The sequence below is a fragment of the Clostridium sp. TJA085 genome (assembly GCF_058310235.1).
This window is the reverse complement of sequence record NZ_JBZEEZ010000002.1, coordinates 186474-204303: the sequence shown is the minus strand read 5'-3', so window position 1 is coordinate 204303 and position 17830 is coordinate 186474. Positions and strand designations below refer to the sequence as shown.

The following is a 17830-nucleotide window of genomic DNA, read 5'->3' as shown; positions in this document are numbered from 1 at the left end:
ACTATTAATATTAATCTTCATATAACATAATAAATAAAATTTAATATAGGGGGAAATAAAAAACAAATGAAAAAAGAAAGTATAATAAAAATATTAATATTATCTGGTATTTTATTAAGTTTTATTCCAGCATTAGATGGAAATGCTGCAACTTATCATAAAAATAATGTAAAAAAGATAAGTAGCAATGTGCAAGCAGGATGGATAAAAAGAAATGGTACTTGGTATTATAGAAATAGTAATGGCACTTTAGCAACAGGATGGAAAAAAGTAAATAATAAGTGGTATTACATGGATAGCACAGGAAAAATGAAGATAGGTTGGGTTAAAGTAAAGGGAATATGGTATTACTTAAATGATAATGGGGACATGGCAACAGGATGGAAAAAGGTAAGAGATAAATGGTATTACTTAAGTAGCAATGGAGAAATGAAAACAGGTTGGATTAAAGTAAGAGGAAATTGGTACTATTTAAATAATAATGGGGATATGGCAACAGGATGGAAAAAGGTAAATAATAAATGGTATTACTTAAGTAGTAATGGAGAAATGAAAACAGATTGGATTAAGGTAAAAGAAAATTGGTATTATTTAAATGATAATGGAGAGATGCAAACAGGGTGGCTTAAGCTTGGTGATAAAAAATATTATTTAAAATCTTCAGGTGAAAGAGCTACAGGAAAAATAAAAATAGATAATAAGGAATATGAATTTAACAGTGATGGAACTTTAAAAATAAGAAAAGCTGAATGGATTAAGAAGAATGGAAAGTGGTACTATAAAAATGAAAATGGTACTTTAGTAAAGGGTTGGAAAAAGATAAATAACAAATGGTATTATATGAATAAAGATGGTGAAATGCAAACAGGTTGGCTTAAACTTAATGATAAATGGTATTATTTAAACAATAATGGAGATATGGCAACTGAGTGGAAAAAGGTAAATAATAAATGGTATTACATGAATAATAGTGGAGAGATGCAAACAGGTTGGATTAAACTTGATAATAAGTGGTATTACTTAAATAAAGATGGTGATATGAGAACTGATAGAATAAACTTAGGAAATAAGGCTTATGAGTTTAACAGTGATGGTTCAATGAAAGATCAAAAATATGCTAAAGGAAAAATTACAGATTATACAATGAATCTTAGAAAAAGTCCAAGCCTTAAGTCAGCAGTTTTAATAACAATTTCACCAAATTCAAAAGTTGAAATTTTAGGTAGAGAAAAAAGTGATCTTACTTATTATCATATTAAATATACTGATGATGGACAAGTTTATTATGGTTATGTAAGTGTTTATTTAGGTGGAGATACAGCAGTAGAAGTTTATGAAGATAATAATTGTAATGATTATTTAGGAATATTATCTGAAAAGTATGAATCAAATGGTGATCCAGGTTGTGTGTCTTCAGGAGAAGGAGATTATGGTGGTAAATCTTATGGAGCTTGGCAATTATCATCAAAGTTAGGTTCTTTAGATAATTTTGTTAACTGGCTTTCAGGAGAAAATAATGAATTTTATACAAAGTTAATTAATGCAAGAAAGTTAGATAATGGATCAAATTGTGGAAAGAATTTTGATGCAGCTTGGAAGACAATTGCAAAAGAGCATTACAATGAATTTTATAATTTACAACATACATATACAAAGATAACTTTTTATAATGATTTAGTAAATAGATTAGAAAAGAGTGGAGATTTTAATAAAATTTTAAATGATTTTTCTGCTAGAAATGTACTTTGGTCAACAGCAGTACAACATGGTGGATATGGAGCTTACAGAATAATAGAACCTCTTAAAAATATTTCAAACATAGAAGATTTTATAACAGCTGTATATAAAGAAAGAGGACGTAGAAATTCAAAAGGAGCTTTGGTTCATTTTCCTAATTGCTCAAAAGCTGTACAAGAGGCTGTTGCAAGCAGATACAATAGAGAAAGAGAAGATGCTATAAGGATATATAGAGATGAAAAGTAAAGGAAGAATAAAAATGAAAAATAAAAGAAGACTTTTATATAGTTTGTTCATTTGTGGAATTTTAATTTTATTTCCAATATATGCTTTTGTTGGATGTGGAAATAAAGATTATAATAATGAAAATACAAAAATAGAAGATAAATCTAAGTCTAAAGAAAATATTAATAAGCAAGATAATACAGGTGGAAATAATTCTATAAACATAGAAGAAAATAAAAATACAAGTAAAGAAAGTACTAAAAGTGAACTTAATAAAAATATAAAAAATAAAGTTAATAAAGAAAAAGATTTAAATAATAAAAAGCCTTCAATTAATAATGAAGGTAATGATACAAAAAAAGTAGTTACTGCTAAAGAAAGTAATAAAGGAATTAAATCTGAAAATCAATTATCTAATAAGAAAGAACAATCAAAAACAGTATCAAGTAAATTTACATCAAAGGATGCTGTAATTGCTTGTGAAAAAAAGTATGGTAAAGATTCAGATACAATATATTCATGTAGTGAAAATATGAAAAATGTTAATGGTGAAAAAGGTTATTTGGTTCAAGTAAAATCAAAAGAGCTTATGAAACAAGGTGGAAATGGAGTAGCATTTACTGTACTTGTTACACCAAGTGGGAAAATAATAGAATTATAAAGAAAATATAATAACATAGATTGATTATATACGAAGTGTTTTATTTAAAAACACTTCATATTTTTTATATGATAAAAATTTTAAAAAAGATAAACTTAAATTTTAGCATTAATATTTGTAGTAAAATTATTATCAAAAAGAAAAGAGCAAAATTAAATATGAGTTAATTTTGAACAATTATAGAATTAAATAGTTATTTTAAAATGTAAAATTTGAATAAAATAACAAAAATGCATATTATACATAATTAAGTATTTTTTTATTTGGGAAAATTAGTTATAATAGTACTGTGTAAAGATATACAAGGGGGATTCAGAATGAATTACAAAGAAAAATATAGCAATTGGTTAGAATCAGAAATTTTTGATGAAGCAACAAAAAACGAACTTAAAGAAATAAAAGATGAAAAGGAAATTGAGGATAGATTTTATAAAGACTTAGAATTTGGTACTGGTGGACTTAGAGGAGTAATTGGAGCTGGTTCAAATAGATTAAATATTTACACAGTTGGTAAAGCAACAGAAGGACTAGCAAGATATTTAGTTAATAAGTATAAAGAAAACATATCAGTATGTATAGCTTATGATTCAAGACATATGTCGCCTGAATTTGCTGAAGAAGCTGCTCTTGTACTTGCAGGACATGGAATAAAAGCAAACCTTTTTGAAGCTTTAAGACCAACACCTGAATTATCATTTTCAGTAAGAGAACTTAAAGCAAATGCAGGAATAGTATTAACTGCATCACATAATCCAAAAGAATATAATGGATACAAAGTATATGGAAATGATGGTTGTCAAATTACTGATGAAGCTGCACATGCAATTATTACAGAAATAAATAATGTTGATTATAAAGATATTAAGAAAATTTCTAAAGAAGAAGCTTTAAATTCAGGACTTCTTAACATAATTGGAGAAGAAGTAGATAGAAAATTTATTGATAAATTAAAATCATATACTATAAGAAAAGATTTAGTTAAAAAACATGCAAAAGATTTAAAAATAATTTATACTCCATTACATGGTACAGGTTTAATGCCGGTTACTACAATATTAAAAGAACTTGGATATGAGAATTTACATGTTGTAAAAGAGCAAGAAAAACCAAATGGAGACTTCCCAACAGCTCCATATCCAAATCCAGAAGATCCAAAGGTATTTGAAATTGCACTTGATATGGCAAAGGAAATTAATCCAGATATAATATTTGGTACTGATCCAGATGCAGATAGAATTGGTGCTATTGTTAAGGATTCAAAAGGTGAATATAAAATACTTACAGGAAACCAAATGGGAGTATTACTTACTAATTACATCATTGAATCATATTCAGATTTAAATGAATTACCAGACAATGGTGCAGTAATTAAAACAATAGTTACAACTGAAATGGTAAGAAATATTTGTAAGCATTATAATGTAGAATTATTTGATGTTCTTACTGGATTTAAATATATTGGAGAAATGATGACAAACTTTGAAAAGACAGGTAGTCATAAATTCTTATTTGGATTTGAAGAAAGTTATGGATGTCTTTTTGGAGATCATGCAAGGGATAAGGATGCAGTAGTTGCCGCTGAGCTTATTGCTGAAATGACTCTTTACTATAAAACAGAAGGGTTAAGTCTTTATGAAGCATTTATAGAACTTTGTAAAAAGTATGGATTCTATAAAGAGCATTTAGTTTCAATTACTTTAAAAGGTAAAGAAGGACAAGAGAAAATTAAAGAATGTCTTGATAGCTTAAGAAAGAATCCGATAATGGATGTTAATGGAGTTATGGTAGAAACTTTCTTTGATTATAAAGCATCAACAGAAATGAATTTAAAAACAAGAGAAGTTAAAGATGTTACACTTCCAAAATCAAATGTACTTAAATATGTACTTGAAGATGGTTCATGGTTTGTTGTAAGACCTTCAGGAACTGAACCAAAAATTAAGATTTACTTAGCTGTTGTTGGTAAGTCAGTTGAAGATTCAGAAGAAAAAATTAAAGCTTTTGAAAAAAATGTTATGGAAATAGTAAATTTATAATATTTTATTTAATATAGAACCTTTATTAGCATAGTATTCGCTAATAAGGGTTCTTTTTTATAGTAATAATATTTAAAAGTTAACAAACAAAAATTAACAAATTAATAAAGAAAAGATTAAGAAAATATTAATTACAACATAATATTGATAAATATTAATAAATTAATATTGAAACAGAAAAAAAGACTGTATATAATAATGGTACAAAATATATTTTAAAATTAACATACGATAAAAGGAAGTGGATTATGGGAAATATTAAAAAATTTAAATCTATAAATGATATAGAATTAAATGAGTTTTATGGGGCAAGCGAATTTATTTTTAAAGAATATATTAAGAAATCGGATAAATACAAAATCATACTTATTGATGAAAATTATTCGGATTACATATTTAAAGAAATATATGATATGCAGATAAATGGACATATTGTAATAATACTTTATCCAGAGAAGTTAGACAAAATAACAAAAAATATAGAGGAAATTAATCATTTTTTAGATGCTGGATGTCTTTTTATTCTTGATGCAAAAAGCCTTGAGGGGGATTATGGAAGAAGTGTAAAAAATGTTGCAAAGTATTTACTTGAGAAAAATATATATAATTTTATAATAAAAAATCGTGTATCAGAAGACAGAATCGAAAACAAAATAATAAAATTTAATAACGTAAAAGATAAATTATTAAATAATTTAGAATGTTTAGTTAATGATGAAGTTATAGAACAAAGTAATAGAAGAATAAAGAAGAAAAAACTATTAGGAATTTTTTAAAGACTTTACTTATTGTAAGGTCTTTTTTATTTTATATTAATTAAAGAATTTTAGTAAATAATTATTTAATTTAAATTACTTCATTAAAAATTTCTTAAATAATATTATTTTAATAAATTTTTACATTTATAGTAATATAATAAATTAGTAAAATGAAAGAGGGATGGTAGGATATATGATCAATAATCAAAGCGATATACATAATAATGAACAACATAATTTAAAAATAAATGAAGTTAGTATAGAGCATAATAGAAATAAAAATAGAAATATTAGAAATAAACATAAAATGAATACAAATAAAGACTTATTTATGATAATATCAGTAATTTTAAGCAGCATAATAAATATTGAATTTATTTTACCGTTTTGGATTAAACTTGGATATTCGAAGAATATATTTATTCAAACAATATTTATAACACTTATTTCACTAGTTTTATATATATTATTTAATTTTTTAATAAATAATGAGAAGATTAGTATTCATGCAAATAATTTTATAGTTATTTATATATTATTTTTAATAGCTATAACTTTTTTTAAAGCAAGAACTAATAATATGTCATTTATATTTAATCCATTTGATTCTATATATAACTTAAAATCTGAAATTTTATCTCCATTAATAAATATAGTTGGTAACTTATTAATGTATATACCGATTGGAATATACATAAAATTTAAATTTAATAAGAATATTACAACTATGACAGTTATATTTATAATATATATATTATTAGTTGAATTAACTCAAGGTATAACTAAAACAGGAATATTTGATGCTAATGATATTATTATGAATACTTTAGGTTTTATAATTGGTATGAAACTAATCTCAAAATATTAGAGGTTAGTTTTTTTATATTTATTTGTAGAGTAAAATCGACATATTTCCAGGGAAATTTGTATTATAATATAAATTCTAGAATTAATATATTATATACAAAAAGTACTTAAAACTATAAATTTTTTTATTGATAATATTAATATGGTATGTTAAGATTTTCTTTAATGCCAAAAAAAGTTATATGAAAGGGATGTGGACAACTATGGATTCATCAATGAAACCCAAAAAGGAAAAATTTTTGAGTAAGAAAAAATTAATAGACAACCTATTAGTTATGCTTGGCATAATAATATTTATATCAATATTTTCAAAGTTTTTTGGAGAAGACAATACATTAGTTGGTGTAACAATAATAACTGCAGCTCTTATGTTTAGTGCTATGGATGTTAGTATAAAATTTAAAGATGCAATAGCATCAATAATTATTGTATTTACAATTATGGGAGTAACTTCATACGTAAGTATGCTTAATGCTTTTATTGGAATACCACTAAACTTTATATCAGTATATTTAATTACATATATATTTTCAAATAAAGTAGAAAATAAAGCTTATCTTCCTTTTATGTTATGTTATGTATTTATGCAAGGAAATCCAATACTAGGATTAAATCAGTTTTTAATAAGAATAGGGGCACTTTTTATTGGAAGTATTATAGTTGCATTAGTATATTATTTTACACATAAAAAATCAAAAGATGATGATAAGAGAAGTATAAAAGAAATGTTTACTACAGAATTTCATGCTAATAAAATACAAGCTAATTTTGCTTTAAGAATGGCAATTGGAATCACTATATCAATGTTTATTGGAAGTTATTTTGGATTTCAAAAAGGCATGTGGATAAGTGCTACTGTTTTATCACTTACTCAACCTTATTATGAACAAACTAAAGAAAGAATACCAGAGAGAATATTTGGAACTATAATTGGTGCAATAGCATTTGTTATTATATTTTATTTTATTGTTCCAAAATCACTAGAGTCTATGGCTGTTTTAATAATAAGTTATGTTTATATGTTTGTTAAACCTTATAAATATCAAATGATATTTGTTACTCTTAATGCACTTTCAGCTGCAATGATTTTATTTAATTTTACTGTTTCAATTCCAATGAGAATAGCTTTTATGTTAGTTGGAGTAGTTATAGCTATAATAGTAAATAAATCAATGAGACATGTTAAAGAAAAAATTGATAAAAATGAAATTTAGCTAATTATATGATAGTTGTAATGTTATAAAGATAAATCTGTTATAAAATAATATATTATAAATAAATCGTATAAAAAATAATCTAAATACAAAAGCTTAAAATGAAAGCTTTTTGTATAGGAGGTTTTATTATGGCAAAAAAGAATCAACCATCATCATGGGAAAGTAAAAGATTTAAAACACCACAAAAAAATGATATGAATCCAGTACCAGAAATTCAAGGTAAGGAAAAACATAAAAAATAATTATAAAAATAAGCAAGGATTTTAATTAAAGTCCTTGCTTACTTTTTTATGCATAACATACAATAATATGTTAAAATTAGATATATAATACAAAAAAATAGGAGGAACTATGAAAGGAAACTATATAAATGAATATACATTCCTTAAAGGAAGAGGAATAAGATACGCTGTATTAGTTGATAAAGATGATAATTTAAAAACTATTCCGTATAACTTTGATTATTTAACTTTTTTAATTGGAGGTATTTCTTATATTATAAGAAAGGAGTTTATAAAAGGTATTGGGTTATTATTAATACAAGCTCTTTTAGTCTTTTTAATAGAAATGCCTTTTGGAATTTTAGCTGATTTTGCTTTAACCTTTGTACTTTCATTTTTTACTGGTAAGGAATATGTAAAGAAACTCATTAAAGATGGAGCTATAGCTTTTGAAGAATATAAAGAAAATGGATATTCATTAAAGTACGAAGAAGGACAAGTTATAAGTAGATCTAATGATAAAAAAGGAAAAAGAATGATGGATGAATATAAAAATAGTATTAAAAAGCAAAATACTTATTTTTATATTTTTGGAATTTGCCTTTTAGTAGGAGTATTTTTAGTTTCAGGCTATAAATTTAGGCACTTAGAAAGTAAACCTACAAATGTTAATATGCAGGCTGTTACATTAGAAGATGAAGAGAGTAACAAAGAAATTAAATTACCAGAAAAATTTGTTTTACTTTTAAATAAAGGTGATGATTTACAGTATTTTTCAATAGTAAACTTAAATGAAAAAGATAAGAAGATTAGTGGAAAATATTATGATGGAAAAGTTCTTGTTTCAGAAAAGGATAATGATACTTCAACTCCATTAAATGAAATAGTAAAGAAAAAAGGAGAAATTCCAAGCTTCGTATTTAAAAAATATTTTAGTATAGATAAAAATATTCCAGAAGTAAAAGTTAATATCTCAGAGGTTGAAAAGGTGTTACCTAAATTAAAAGAAAGTGATGTAAAAGAAAAGTTTAAAGAGATTTTAGTTAATTCTACAAAACTTTCAGAAGAAGATTATGAAACTTTAATAAAAAGTATAACTTATTGTTATGATAATGCTTCAGATGATGTAAATAATGAAATTAATAAAGACGTATTTTTAAAGTACAAGGAATTTGTAAGTGAAATAAATATTAAAGAAAACTATGATTTTAATAAGGGTAATTATTATGAACTTGGTTTAGAAAGTATAGCATCAAAAGACATAATAAATACATTTAAAGATAAATTAAATGGTAATGTTATGTATTATTTAAATAATATTGATATTGAAAATAATAATATTGTAAAAGAGATTAAGAAAAAGGTAGCTGAAGAAGAAAAGAAAAGACAAGAAGAGCAAGAGAAAGAAGAAAACAATAATAATGTGAATAATTCTAATGATGATGATAATATAAATAATAGTGAAAGTAATAGTAACAATAATAATTATAGACCATCATATAATACAAATAATTCAAGACCAAACAATTCATCTGGTAATTCAAGTAGTAGGCCAACACATAGACCAACACATAGACCAAATAGGCCTTCAACACATAAGCCAGTTAATAAGCCAAGTAATAAACCAAGTAATGATAATGTACAGAATGAAGAAAATTCAGGTTCTAATGGAGAACAACATAAACCAGAAGTGGATAATAATTCAGGAGACAATAATGTTGAAAATCAAAAGCCAGATAAGCCATCTGATGGAGAAGAAAATTAAAGCTTTATATTTTAAGTAATTACTATAAATTTAAAAGAAACAATTATCCTATAAAAGAAAATAGAATATAATTAAAAAGTATAAATTATGTAAAGTGTACCCCGTTAAGAAGATACAGTAAAAGGTGCTGTTATAAATTTACTTGACGGGGTAATTTTTATTTCAAAATTTATTTATATAAATAATTTATAATAAAAGAATAAATTAATATATGGTGTAAGAAAAAAAATTTTAATTATAGAATTAAATCTTTTAAAAAGTCATATAATAAATAATATATTTGATAAATGAAATATAAGCTTAGTATATATTTAAAAATATCTTCTTTAATTTAGTACATAATTTTTTCTTTTGATATATACATTTAGAATAATCAATGTTGTATTTTTCAGAATATCTTTTTAATGGACAACGAACACCACTATACATTAAAAAATCAAAAAGTTGTCTTTCTTCAGTGGATAAAAGCTCTCTTGCTTTAAGTATACGTTTATCTTCATAGTTATTTATAAAAATATCTTCTGTTGATTTATTATCTTCAATTAAATCTATAATTTCTAATCCGTCTTCATTTTCTATATTTAAACTTGTAGCACATTTTTCTGAAGGATTTTGTCTGCAAAGATAAGCAAAGTTATTTATTACAGCAAATTTAACGTAAGATGGAAATTGTGTTTTCTTTTCAACATCAAAGGCTTTAATAGCTTTTAATATAGAAAGTATTCCGTACTGAATAAGGTCATTATAATCATAATTATCTATAAAAGGATATTTTTTAATTTCCTTTTTTACTAAAGGTAAATATTTTTCTATTAATATTTGTTTTGAATTTTTATCATTATTTTTGGCAAGTAGAATTAAAGTTATGTCTCGCATTATTATGTCCCCCTTTCAATTTATACGTTTTATTTTTAGTTTTTAATTAATAATTTTCAATAATATATTTACTTATATATATGCAAATAAAATAAAAAATAATAAAAAATATGAACGTATGTTCGTATAAATGTTAAAAATTTTGCTTAGCTACATTATGAGTAACTAAGCTTATATTTTAACTTTGCTTATACTTTAGATTTAATTATTGCTATATAAGTTTTATTATCTTTAATTATGTTTATAAAAAATAATTCTTTATTAAATAAAATATATTTTTATAAATATAGTATAGCATTATAAGGATTTTATGTAAATAAAAGTATAAAATGATTTAAAGAAATTTTTAATATAAAAATAAAAAACAAGTAGTACTATAGTTCTACTTGTTTAACTTCATTAGTTTTATAAAGTACAAAAGTAGGAAATAATATTCCTACTTTTATGTCTTAATTAATTTTCAAAAATAAATTTATGCAATTCTTTTGTTTCAGCTGGTATATCAAATGTCATATAATAAACACCTTTTATAAGCTTTCCATTTTCATGTTTATCACAAGGAACTCTTAGTTCATCAATTTTATTAGCTCCAGTATCAATTATATCTTTACCTAAGCTTATAAATTCATTTGAACTTATATTAGTAGTTACAAGAGGTAATAATTGATTTAAAATTCCTGGATAATCAGTTACAGGAGAATTTTTTATTTTATCGAAGACAGCAGTTATAACTCTTCTTTGTCTTTCAGTTCTTCTTTGATCTCCGCCATCATATCTAATTCTACAATAAGCAGTAGCTTGAACACCATCTAAATGTTGCATTCCTGTACTTGTTATATGAGGTGAATTTGTATGATCATAATTATTTATACTATCTATATAACCATTTATATATTTTAAATCACCTTTAGTAATATTCATATCAATTCCACCAAGCTTATTAATAACATTTGGTAGTGAAGTAAAGTTTACTGTTATAAATTTATCAATATTCAAATCGAAATTAGTATTGATAGTATTTAATGCAAGTTCAGGACCACCATAAGCATAAGCATGAGTAAGTTTTGTCATTCCATGACCTTTCACATTAACATATGAATCTCTCATAAGAGAAGTAAGCTTAATTTTATTATGTTTATTATCAATTGTAAGAATCATGTCAGCATCAGATCTTCCTACTTGACCTTGAGGAGCATCGATTCCAAATAATGCAATATTAGTTATATCTGATTTTTTAGCTTCATTTTGAGCTTCTTCATTAATACCAAGATTATTTTTATTAAGTTCTACTTTATTAGTTTTATTAAGCATAGCATATACATATCCAGCTCCAAGTCCTATTATAAATAATATTGCAATAACTATACCTATAACAACCTTTTTCCAAGTTGCCATTTTTCTTTTTGATTTTTCCCCCATTTTTTGTTCTCCTTTCAGTATAAAAGATTAAAGAGCAAACTTTCTAATGGCTTTAGCTACTCCAGAATTCACATTTGTATCAGTAATATACTGAGCTTCTTTTTTCAATAAATCAAGTCCATTACCCATACAAACTCCAATGCCGGCATATCTTATCATAGAAAGATCATTCTCACTATCTCCAATACACATTATTTCATCTTTATTTATATTAAGCATTTCTGATAAATGCTTAACTGCATTTCCTTTTGAAGTTCCTTTTTTCATTACTTCAAAATTATTAAGTCCTGAACTTACAACTTCATATCTGCCAAGACTTAGGAATTCATTTTTTGCTTTTAAAAGTTCTTCATCATTATTTTCATTATTTACAGCGATAAATTTTAAAATATCTCCTTCAAGCTTTATTAAAGTATCTGTTAAGTCTTTAGATACTATAAATTTAATTTTATCTTCTTCTGGGATATTTTTATTAGTAATTTTATAAGCATGATTTTCTTTAAACTCAGTAGTAGATATTGCTGTATCATGAGTATTAAAGTAAGCATTAAAATTGTAGTTTTTTGATATATTATATATTTCTAAAGATTCATCAAGTGATAATGGTCTTTCATATAAAACATGAGATGATTTTTTTTCTCTTATGTAGGCACCATTAGATGAAATTATAGGGGCATCAATTCCTATTAAATCAGAATAATATTTAGCTGATGTAAATAATCTACCTGTAGTTAAAGCAATTATAATACCTTTTTCTTTGGCTTCTATTAAAGCTTTTTTATTATCTTCTGATACTTGATGATTATTATCTAAAAGCGTTCCATCCATATCAATACAAATTAATTTTATAGACATATAAAAAAACCTCCTTTACTTAAGTTTGGAATAAATTAAATATTATAAATTTACACATTCAAAATTTTATCATTATTAAAAAATAATGTAAAGTTAACTATTTATAACGATTAAATTACAATAAAAGCAATAAATTTAAAATTATATTAGCAAAATTATATTATGTATTTATAAGAAATATATTTATAAATAAATTCTAAGTTAAAGATAATTTAATTAATAAAATGAAAAATAAAATTAATATTAAATAAGAAATAATTAAAAAGAAGCTTCTTAAAATTAAGAAGCTTCAATTTCATTTAAATTATTTAAATTAGTTTCATCATTTTTAGATTTAGATCTAAATATTACATATCCTAAAAGTATAGCAACTATTGTTGGAATAAGCCAAGGGAATCCTTGAGCTCCAAGTGGAATAAAGTTTAAGTTTACTCCAGGAATTATTCCAATTACTCCAAAAACTAATGAAGTATAAACTCCAAGTCTTACAGCATTTATATTAGTTAAGAATTTATCTAATAAAGTTGTTACAATAAGAGTTATAGCAACTGGATATAATATATTAAGTATTGGTCCTGATATTTTTACAATATGATCAACACCAAGAGAACCAATTCCGATACTAATTACTGAAATAATTAACGCATTAACTTTATAAGGTAATTTTCCTTTTGATATTTCAGTAAAGAATGATGCTCCAGCAGATATTAATCCAATTGAAGTTGTAAGACATGCTAGCCCCATAGCTATTCCTATAATTGCTGGACCAACATTTCCTAAAATATTTTTTGAAATAAATAAAAGTAATGTTGTTTTTGTTGCATCAGCTGGTGCAGCAGTAGCAGTTTGTGCTCCGATAAATGTTAAACCACCATACACAAAGGCTAGTCCAATAGCAGCAACTACTCCAGCTTTTATAGTCATAGGAACTAAATCTTTTTGTTTATAACCTTTAGCAATTATGTTACCAGATACTATTGCTGCAAAAAGTAATGCTGCAAGAGCATCCATTGTTTGATATCCTTCAAGGAATGAACTTGAAAGAACTGATGTAGCTCCAGTACTTTCAATAGCATCAATTGGAGATATTATTCCTTTAAAAATAATTATAGCTAATATAATAAGTAATGCAGGTGTTAAAAATTTACCTATTAAATCAATAACACTTGATTTTCTAAATATAAAAAATAAGTTTATAGCAAAATATACAACCATCCAAGCTATTGATGGAACTTCTGGGAAAAATGGATGTATAGTTAATTCATAAGTTGTTGCTGCAGTTCTTGGAATTGCAAGCATAGGTCCTATTGCTACAAATAAAAGTGTTGCGAAAATTAAAGCAAACTTAGGACTAATTTTTGAAGCCATTGTTTCAAAAGTACCATCACCTTTTATACATGCAATTATAGCAAGTAAAGGTAGTCCAACTCCAGTTAAGCAAAAGCCAATTATAGCAAATATATATTCACTTCCAACCGATTTACCAAGAAACGGAGGGAATATTAAGTTACCAGCACCAAAAAACATAGCAAATAGAGCAAAGCCTACTATTAAAAAATCTTTTGTTCTTTTGTTCATAATTAAAACCTTCCTTTTATAAATTCTTTTTAAAATTAAAATAATATAATTTTATTTTTTAACGTAAAATCAAATATATTTAAAGTTTGTAAACTTTTTATTTATTTACATTTTAATATATCAACTATATTAGCATTAAATTTTATAAAATTCAATAAATAAACTTTGGAAATGATGTAATATAGATTTGATAATGGCAAAAAAATTATCAAATTATCAACAGATAACGTTTAACATTGATGAATAGTTATATAGAAAAATAACTTAATGTTATGATATAATAAATTCGTATTTTTAATAAATTTTATAAATTTAACTTTACTAGGATAATTTTAGTAGATAATATTTAAATTATTGTTCTAAAGAGGGGGATAAATAATGAGAGTAAAAAAAGCAATAATACCTGCAGCTGGACTTGGAACTAGATTTTTACCTGCAACAAAAGCACAACCTAAAGAAATGTTACCAATAGTTGATAAACCAACTATACAATATATTATAGAAGAAGCTATTGCATCAGGAATTGAAGAAATATTAATTATAACAGGTAGAAATAAAAAATGTATTGAAGATCATTTTGATAAATCAGTAGAACTTGAAATGGAACTTGAGAAATCAGGAAAAGATGAACTTTTAGAACTTGTAAGAGATATATCAGATATGGTTGATATTCATTATATAAGACAAAAAGAACCTAAGGGATTAGGTCATGCTATTCATTGTGCTAAAACATTTGTTGGCAATGAGCCATTTGCAGTATTATTAGGGGATGATGTTGTAGATAGCAAAAAGCCATGTTTAAAACAACTTATGGATTGCTTTGATGAATATAAAACATCAATATTAGGAGTTCAAACTGTTCCAGAAGAAGATGTTTCAAAATATGGTATAGTTGATGGACTTCATATTGAAGATAGAGTATACAAAGTAAAGGATTTAGTTGAAAAACCAAAACAAGAAGAAGCACCAACTAATGTAGCTATTCTTGGTAGATATATAATAACTCCACAAATATTTGAAATATTAGAAAATACAGCACCAGGAAAAGGCGGAGAAATTCAATTAACAGATGCTTTAAAAACATTAATTTCTCAAGAAGCTATGTATGCTTATGACTTTGAAGGTAGAAGATATGATGTTGGAGATAAGTTTGGTTTCTTAAAAGCTACAATAGAGTTTGGACTTAAGAAAGATGAGTTAAGAAATCAGCTTTTAGATTATTTAGAAAATAAAGACTGGGAAGAAGTTCTTAAATAAATATAAATTAAAAATATAAACAAAATAAAAAAATAATACTTTTAAAAAGTAACATGAATAGAAGGTATAAACTAAAAGCTATTATGAAATAATTATTGATTTATTTCATAATAGCTTTTTTATATAAATAAACAGATAAGTAGAAATATATATTAAAGTTTAATATTTTAATTATTTTATTTAAATATATAGTACTTTTTGATAAAGAATATACATATAAACTATCAATATAAACAATAATGTTTCTAAAGTGTTAATTTGAAACAAATTATTAATAAATAGAGGTTTTTTATACATATTTTTACTAAAGTAAAATTACAAATAATCAAAAAATAATAAAATTAACTAACAAATATTAATTAGTAAAAAATCCCGAATAAAACAACAAAAAAATATATAAATATTAGTTAACATTTACATTTACATATTATATATAAAATGTCTATTATCCCTTTAAAATGAAGGATATAGCCATTTTTAAATTTTTAAAAATTTGGATAAGTTTTCAATGGAATATTAAAGAAAAAACGTATAGTAAACGGGTGAAGTACATATGTATATTATATGTGTACATATAACAAAATGATAAAAAAACAAGTATTTATTTAATAATTTATTAATCGTGTTTAAAGTTTACTAAAAATATAAAATTGCTTCTTTAAATTTTTGATAGAATATATAAAAAGGGGGCAGCAGTATGAAAGCTAAAAAAGCAATAAGCACATTTTTAATTAGCGGATTAATAGTAATTTTATTCACAGGGTGTGGAAGTAAAAGTTCTACATCATCTAAAAATTTAAAAAAGTTAAATTTAACAACTGGGGCAATTAAAACTATGGATTCTGTAAAGGCTACTGATTCTGAGTCTTTTAACATATCTCAAAATACTCAGGAAACATTATTAGTATATGATAATGATAAGCCAGTGCCTGGAGCAGCAAAATCTTTTGAAAAGAGTAAAGATGAAAAAACATATACATTTCATTTAAGGGATGGTCTTAAGTGGAGTGATGGAAAAGATCTTACATCAAAAGACTTTAAATATGCATGGATGAGAATGTTAGATCCTAATGTTGCAGCTGGATATTCATTCTTTTTATTTGGTGTAAAAAATGGAGAAAATTATTTTAATGGAAAAGCAAAAGCAGAAGATGTTGGAATAAGAACACCAGATGATAAAACTTTAGTTGTAGAACTTGAAAATCCAATTCCATATTTTTCTCAATTAGTAGCATTTCCAGCTTTAGCACCACAAAGAAAAGATGTGGTTGAAAAGCAAGGTGAAGAATATGGAAGTAGAGAAGAAGGATTAGTATTTAGTGGACCATTTATGATTTCTAATTGGCAAAGAGGAGCTAAAGTTGAATTAGTTAAAAATCCAAACTATTGGAATGCAAAAAACATTAAATTAGATGAAGTAAATTTAACTCAAATTAATGAAGCAAATACACAATATCAAATGTTTTTAAGTGGTCAGCTTGATGTAATGTTTAAGGTTAATGGTGAATACATAAAAGAACTTCAAAAAGGAGTTAGTGAAAATAAATGGGATGAAGTAAGTGGTGTAATGCCAACTGTTTTCTATAATCAATTTAATTTTAAGTCAAATAAAATATTACAAAATACAAAAGTAAGACAGGCTTTATCCATAGCTATAAATAGAGAAGAATATACAAAAGATATATTAAAAAGTGGAGTTCCAGCTTATGGATTAGTTCCAGATGGAATTGTAGTTGGAGACATGAATTATAGAAAAAAAGTTAAAGAACCATTGAAAGAAATAATAAAAGAAGATCCTAAAAAATTATTTGTAGAAGGATTAAAAGAGTTAGGACTTGATCCAGATCCTTCAAAATATAATATAAACTTTTTACTTCAAGGAAGTAGTTCAAGTTATAAAAACTTAGGAGAATATTTACAAAATACTTGGAAAAATAAAATTGGAGTAAATATTAAACTTTCAATACCAGCAGATTTTTCAGATTTCTTAAGAAAAGAGGATTCAGGAGAATTTGATATAGCAATGGCTGGATGGGGTGCAGACTATAATGACCCTATGACTTTCTTAGATTTATATGGGGCAAAAAATGGAAGTAATTATGGAAAGTATAATGATCCTAAGGTTAATAAGTTATTAGAAGAATTACAGACAGAAATAAATATTGATAAAAGGCTTGATATGTATAAAGAAATAGAAAAAATTGAAGTTGCTGAAAATCCAGCAGTAGCTCCAACATATTATTTAGATATACATTCATTCCAAAAGAAATATGTTCATGGAATGCAATATCCAAAGTTTGGTGGAAATTATCAATTAAGATGGGCATATATAGAATAAGCTAAATAAATAAGGGGGCA

General features: G+C 24.6%; 13 protein-coding genes and 2 pseudogenes. 11 read left to right on the top strand and 4 right to left on the bottom strand.

Features of this window, described 5'->3' with window-relative positions:
• Positions 1–66: 66 nt before the first annotated feature.
• From AC4FQW_RS08220 to AC4FQW_RS08180, 9 genes and pseudogenes are all read left to right on the top strand, one after another.
• Positions 67–372, top strand: a pseudogene (locus tag AC4FQW_RS08220) (N-acetylmuramoyl-L-alanine amidase family protein); the annotation flags it as partial.
• 3 nt (positions 373–375) lie between these two features.
• Positions 376–669, top strand: a pseudogene (locus AC4FQW_RS08215) (choline-binding protein A); the annotation flags it as partial.
• A gap of 15 nt (positions 670–684) precedes the next feature.
• Positions 685–1983, top strand: a complete 1299-nt coding sequence (locus tag AC4FQW_RS08210) for an SH3 domain-containing protein (RefSeq protein WP_491148703.1) — start codon at positions 685–687, stop codon at positions 1981–1983.
• Positions 1973–2623 (top strand): hypothetical protein, encoded by a 651-nt coding sequence (locus tag AC4FQW_RS08205; protein WP_491148418.1) that lies wholly within the window; start codon positions 1973–1975, stop codon positions 2621–2623. Before AC4FQW_RS08210 ends, AC4FQW_RS08205 begins: the two co-directional genes overlap by 11 nt.
• 317 nt (positions 2624–2940) lie before the next feature.
• Complete coding sequence (locus AC4FQW_RS08200) at positions 2941–4659, top strand: phospho-sugar mutase (RefSeq protein ID WP_491148416.1); 1719 nt, start codon at positions 2941–2943, stop codon at positions 4657–4659.
• 248 nt (positions 4660–4907) lie between these two features.
• Entirely contained in the window at positions 4908–5435 is a 528-nt protein-coding gene (locus AC4FQW_RS08195; protein WP_491148414.1) for a CpsB/CapC family capsule biosynthesis tyrosine phosphatase, read from the top strand.
• A 175-nt stretch (positions 5436–5610) separates the two neighbouring features.
• A complete protein-coding gene (locus AC4FQW_RS08190; RefSeq protein WP_491148412.1) occupies positions 5611–6285 on the top strand; it encodes a VanZ family protein in 675 nt (224 codons plus the stop codon).
• Positions 6286–6466: 181 nt separating this feature from the next.
• Complete coding sequence (locus AC4FQW_RS08185) at positions 6467–7498, top strand: FUSC family protein (protein ID WP_491148410.1); 1032 nt, start codon at positions 6467–6469, stop codon at positions 7496–7498.
• A gap of 354 nt (positions 7499–7852) precedes the next feature.
• On the top strand, positions 7853–9487 hold the full coding sequence (locus AC4FQW_RS08180) for a hypothetical protein (protein WP_491148408.1): 1635 nt from the start codon (positions 7853–7855) through the stop codon (positions 9485–9487).
• Positions 9488–9787: 300 nt separating this feature from the next.
• Here AC4FQW_RS08180 and AC4FQW_RS08175 read toward each other — a convergent pair whose 3' ends face one another.
• From AC4FQW_RS08175 to brnQ, 4 genes are all read right to left on the bottom strand, one after another.
• Positions 9788–10363, bottom strand: coding sequence for a sigma-70 family RNA polymerase sigma factor (locus tag AC4FQW_RS08175; protein WP_491148406.1), 576 nt, complete (start codon positions 10361–10363; stop codon positions 9788–9790).
• 453 nt (positions 10364–10816) lie between these two features.
• On the bottom strand, positions 10817–11782 hold the full coding sequence (locus AC4FQW_RS08170; RefSeq protein ID WP_491148404.1) for an LCP family protein: 966 nt from the start codon (positions 11780–11782) through the stop codon (positions 10817–10819).
• A 27-nt stretch (positions 11783–11809) separates the two neighbouring features.
• On the bottom strand, positions 11810–12637 hold the full coding sequence (locus AC4FQW_RS08165) for a Cof-type HAD-IIB family hydrolase (protein WP_491148402.1): 828 nt from the start codon (positions 12635–12637) through the stop codon (positions 11810–11812).
• 279 nt (positions 12638–12916) lie between these two features.
• A complete protein-coding gene (gene brnQ, locus AC4FQW_RS08160) occupies positions 12917–14215 on the bottom strand; it encodes a branched-chain amino acid transport system II carrier protein (RefSeq protein WP_491148400.1) in 1299 nt (432 codons plus the stop codon).
• A gap of 378 nt (positions 14216–14593) precedes the next feature.
• Here brnQ and galU point away from each other — a divergent pair, with 378 nt between their 5' ends.
• Both galU and AC4FQW_RS08150 read left to right on the top strand, forming a co-directional pair.
• Complete coding sequence (gene galU / locus AC4FQW_RS08155) at positions 14594–15472, top strand: UTP--glucose-1-phosphate uridylyltransferase GalU (protein ID WP_303129522.1); 879 nt, start codon at positions 14594–14596, stop codon at positions 15470–15472.
• Positions 15473–16169: 697 nt separating this feature from the next.
• Complete coding sequence (locus AC4FQW_RS08150; RefSeq protein ID WP_303129521.1) at positions 16170–17810, top strand: peptide ABC transporter substrate-binding protein; 1641 nt, start codon at positions 16170–16172, stop codon at positions 17808–17810.
• The last annotated feature ends 20 nt before the right edge of the window (positions 17811–17830 follow it).

Coding starts and splice junctions, on each gene's coding strand:
- AC4FQW_RS08205 (WP_491148418.1), top strand. CDS start 1,973: ATGAAAAGTAAAGGAAGAATAAAAATGAAAAATAAAAGAAGACTTTTA.
- AC4FQW_RS08200 (WP_491148416.1), top strand. CDS start 2,941: ATGAATTACAAAGAAAAATATAGCAATTGGTTAGAATCAGAAATTTTT.
- AC4FQW_RS08195 (WP_491148414.1), top strand. CDS start 4,908: ATGGGAAATATTAAAAAATTTAAATCTATAAATGATATAGAATTAAAT.
- AC4FQW_RS08190 (WP_491148412.1), top strand. CDS start 5,611: ATGATCAATAATCAAAGCGATATACATAATAATGAACAACATAATTTA.
- AC4FQW_RS08185 (WP_491148410.1), top strand. CDS start 6,467: ATGAAAGGGATGTGGACAACTATGGATTCATCAATGAAACCCAAAAAG.
- AC4FQW_RS08180 (WP_491148408.1), top strand. CDS start 7,853: ATGAAAGGAAACTATATAAATGAATATACATTCCTTAAAGGAAGAGGA.
- AC4FQW_RS08175 (WP_491148406.1), bottom strand. CDS start 10,363: ATGCGAGACATAACTTTAATTCTACTTGCCAAAAATAATGATAAAAAT.
- AC4FQW_RS08170 (WP_491148404.1), bottom strand. CDS start 11,782: ATGGGGGAAAAATCAAAAAGAAAAATGGCAACTTGGAAAAAGGTTGTT.
- AC4FQW_RS08165 (WP_491148402.1), bottom strand. CDS start 12,637: ATGTCTATAAAATTAATTTGTATTGATATGGATGGAACGCTTTTAGAT.
- brnQ (WP_491148400.1), bottom strand. CDS start 14,215: ATGAACAAAAGAACAAAAGATTTTTTAATAGTAGGCTTTGCTCTATTT.
- galU (WP_303129522.1), top strand. CDS start 14,594: ATGAGAGTAAAAAAAGCAATAATACCTGCAGCTGGACTTGGAACTAGA.
- AC4FQW_RS08150 (WP_303129521.1), top strand. CDS start 16,170: ATGAAAGCTAAAAAAGCAATAAGCACATTTTTAATTAGCGGATTAATA.